Source organism: Bradyrhizobium sp. SHOUNA76 (assembly GCF_023006445.1).
Lineage (GTDB): Bacteria > Pseudomonadota > Alphaproteobacteria > Rhizobiales > Xanthobacteraceae > Bradyrhizobium.
In genome coordinates this window covers 1-663 of record NZ_JALBHA010001066.1, presented here as the reverse complement: position 1 = coordinate 663, position 663 = coordinate 1, and the positions used below count along the sequence as shown (strand labels likewise).

Below are 663 nucleotides of genomic sequence, written 5' to 3'. Positions count from 1 at the left end.
AGCACGACGCCAAGGCGGAGGAGATCGAAGCCGAGCGCGCCGCGCTCGACGAACGGGCCGAGGTCGAGCAGGCCCGCTGGGACAAGCAGCGGATGAAGCTGGAGCAGGCCCTCCGCCGCGCGCGGGAGTGATCGGCAAGCAGCATAAGTCGGGAAGGCCTTGCGGGTCGGCGCAAAGCGTCCGCCCGAAAGGGATTCCTTTACCATGGCGTCCGGTCGCGACCAAACCACCGCAAGCTTAGGAGTTGCGGAAAAAGTTCTGCGATAGTCTCGCCTCGATTGCGGCTGCGCCGGCCACGCGGTTCGACGCTGCCCGCGAGCATCGGGAGCTGTCATGAGCGATCATCGCGCCGCCGCCAGGCATCACACGTTGCGCACCGGCATCGTCGAGTTCGACAACGGCAGCGGCAGCATCGTCAGCGTGCCGTGCACGATCCGCGATGTCTCCGGCACCGGCGCGCGCCTGGCTCTCAACAGCTCGGCATGGGTCGCAGAAGAGTTCACGCTGATCTTCACAAGCGGCCTGCGCAAGGGCTGCCGCGTCGCCTGGCGCAAGGAGAGGCTGATCGGCAGCGCGTTCGTGGACGGCTATGCGAGCGTTGACGAGCAGTCCGCCATGATGACCGCGGACGAGCAGGCCCGGCACCGGCTCGGCATCGGCGCG

The 663-nt window shown here is 67.6% G+C and carries 2 pseudogenes; both read left to right on the top strand.

Features of this window, described 5'->3' with window-relative positions:
- Window positions 1–131, top strand: a pseudogene (locus MOV74_RS39750) (cell envelope biogenesis protein TolA); the annotation flags it as partial.
- A gap of 202 nt (window positions 132–333) precedes the next feature.
- Window positions 334–663 (top strand): annotated as a pseudogene (locus MOV74_RS39745) (transcriptional regulator); the annotation flags it as partial.